We start from the raw sequence: 2,329 nt of genomic DNA on the forward strand, positions 1-2,329 counted from the left end.
CCCGGCGACACGATCGCCCAGGTCGCCGAGTTGCTGGAACGGCACACCACCTCCACGGCCTCGTCATGACCGCACGCACCCCACCAGCCACCGCCGTCACCGGGATCGGTCTGGTCACTGCCGCCGGCATCGGTACCGACGCCACCTGGCAGGGGGTGTGCGCGGGCAAGTCGACCGCCGCCCGGAACCCACTACTGGCCGGCCTGCCCGTGGACATCTCCTGCACGGTGCCGGGCTTCTCCCCACGCGAGCATGTAGGGCGGCGCAGTTCTCTGACCCACGACCGATTCATCCAGCTCTCCATCACCGCGGCGCGCGAGGCCGTCGCCGATTCCGGCCTGGACCCGAAGACGTGGGACGGCGCACGGGTCGGGGTGGTCGTGGGGTGCGGTCTGGGCGGCGTGGCGACGTGGGAGACCCAGCACCGGCGGATGTTGGAGCAGGGGCCCCAGGCGGTGTCCGCGCTGCTGGTCCCGATGCTGGTGCCCAACATGGTCGCCGGTCACCTGGCCATGGACCTGCGGGCCACGGGCCCCAACCTCGTCACGGCGACGGCCTGCGCGTCCGGGGCAACGGCCATCGGCACGGCGCTGCAGCTGCTGCGCGACGACAGCTGCGACGTCGTGATCGCGGGAGGCGGCGAAGCCGGAGTGAGCCCCCTCATGGTGACCGGCTTCGCCCAGATGGGTGCGCTGTCGAGGCGTCTCGACGAACCCTGCGCCGCCTCCCGACCGTTCGACGCGGACCGCGACGGATTCGTCATCGGCGAGGGCAGCGGCATGCTGGTCCTGGAGCGGGAGGCGGACGCACGGGCCCGTGGAGCACGCGTCCGCGCGAAAGTGGCCGGATACGGAGCATCGGCCGACGCCCACCACATGACCGCCCCGGATCCCGAGGGAACCGGCGTCGTCCAGGCCCTGCACACAGCGTTGGCCGCGGCGGACGTCATGCCCGACGAGGTCGATCACGTCAACGCCCACGGCACGTCCACGCCGTTGAACGACGCCGCGGAGGCAGGGGCACTGCGCAAGGTCCTCGGTGAGGGTGCCGCCGTGACATCGGCCAAGGGCGTCATCGGCCACACGCTGGGAGCGGCCGGTGCGATCGAGGCGGCGCTGACCGTGCTCACCGTCCAGCACGGGGCCGTTCCTCCGACGGCCAACCTCCAACGGCTGGACCCCGGAATCGAGTTGGACGTGGTCACCGGGTCCCCGCGCGGGTGCGACGTAGAGGTAGCGGTGAGCAACTCGTTCGGCTTCGGCGGCCAGAACGCCGTCCTGGTCTTCACAGCCGCGTGAGCCGGCGACCGCGGCCGACGGATCTTGTCCGGAAACACCCCCGGCCAGTCGGCCATGACATCGGAAGAATCCGACAGGTGACCAAACGAATCCTCATTCTTCAGCGCATCGTCGGCGTCCTCTACATCATCGCGGGCGTCGGCAAGTTCTTCCCGGAAATCGAGTCGGTGGAGCAGCGCCTCGACGACGCCGCCGACGCCAACGACGGCATCGCCGTGATCGGTGACTTCACCGAGTGGCTCGCCACGTACCCGACGGGCGTTACCGTCTTCGTCGCGGCCGCGATGATAGTCAGCGGCCTGGTGCTGATCCGTAACCGGGAGCTGGTGCTCGCCGCGCTCTACGGACAGTTGGTGATGCTGGTCTGCTTCGTGATCATCCTCGTCAGCAGCGTGCCCCAGATCCTCGTGCTCGACGCCGCGTTCTTCGCCGCCGCCATCTATCTGATCGTGGCACACCGCCGTGCACCGGCCGGGTCCAGCCGCATCCCCGCCGAAGCCAGGACGGACACCGAAACGTAAAGGCCCGATGCCCATGTCCTTCACCGTTCCCCACGCCGAACTCGATCGCCTGGAGAAACAGGTTCAGAGCGCGCTGCGCACCGCCGAAGACGGCGCTCTGGACATCCTCGGCCATGGCGAGGTCACCCTGGTGCTCCGGCTGCGGACCGACGATGGCGCCTTTGCCTGCAAACGGCTGCCGGTCTTCCCCGACCGCGCACGCTTCGAACGCTACCGACGTGGCCTCGACGAGTACCTGCAACGCCTCACGGACAGCGGCCTGAACGTCGCGGACACGCAGTTGTGGCACGCCCATCAACCGGCCGGGCGGATCGTGGCGTACTGCGTGCAACGCGAGCTGCCGGAGCGGCGACTGTGCTCCCGGCTCCTGCACACCGAGGACGAGACGTGGGCCAAGGACTTCTTCTCCCGCTTCCTCGACAAGGTGGACCGAACCGTGTCCCCTTCGCTGGGGCTGGACGCCCAGGCGTCCAACTGGGTCGACGTCGGAGGTGAGTTGGTGTACCTGGA

The 2,329-nt window shown here is 69.3% G+C and carries 3 protein-coding genes; all 3 read left to right on the forward strand.

Annotated features, from left to right (window positions below; all coding sequences use genetic code 11):
- Nucleotides 1-65: 65 nt before the first annotated feature.
- Nucleotides 66-1,298 carry a beta-ketoacyl-[acyl-carrier-protein] synthase family protein gene (locus tag ACI2L1_RS45085; protein WP_404745289.1) on the forward strand — a complete coding sequence of 411 codons (1,233 nt, stop codon included), beginning with the start codon at nt 66-68 and terminating at the stop codon, nt 1,296-1,298.
- A gap of 77 nt (nt 1,299-1,375) precedes the next feature.
- A complete protein-coding gene (locus ACI2L1_RS45090; protein ID WP_404745290.1) occupies nt 1,376-1,819 on the forward strand; it encodes a DUF6041 domain-containing protein in 444 nt (147 codons plus the stop codon).
- Nucleotides 1,820-1,832: 13 nt separating this feature from the next.
- The coding region (locus ACI2L1_RS45095) for a DUF6206 family protein (RefSeq protein ID WP_404745291.1) at nt 1,833-2,329 on the forward strand (497 nt) is incomplete at its 3' end.

Origin of the sequence: Streptomyces sp. NPDC019531 (assembly GCF_044903305.1) — a bacterium.
Taxonomy (GTDB): domain Bacteria; phylum Actinomycetota; class Actinomycetes; order Streptomycetales; family Streptomycetaceae; genus Streptomyces.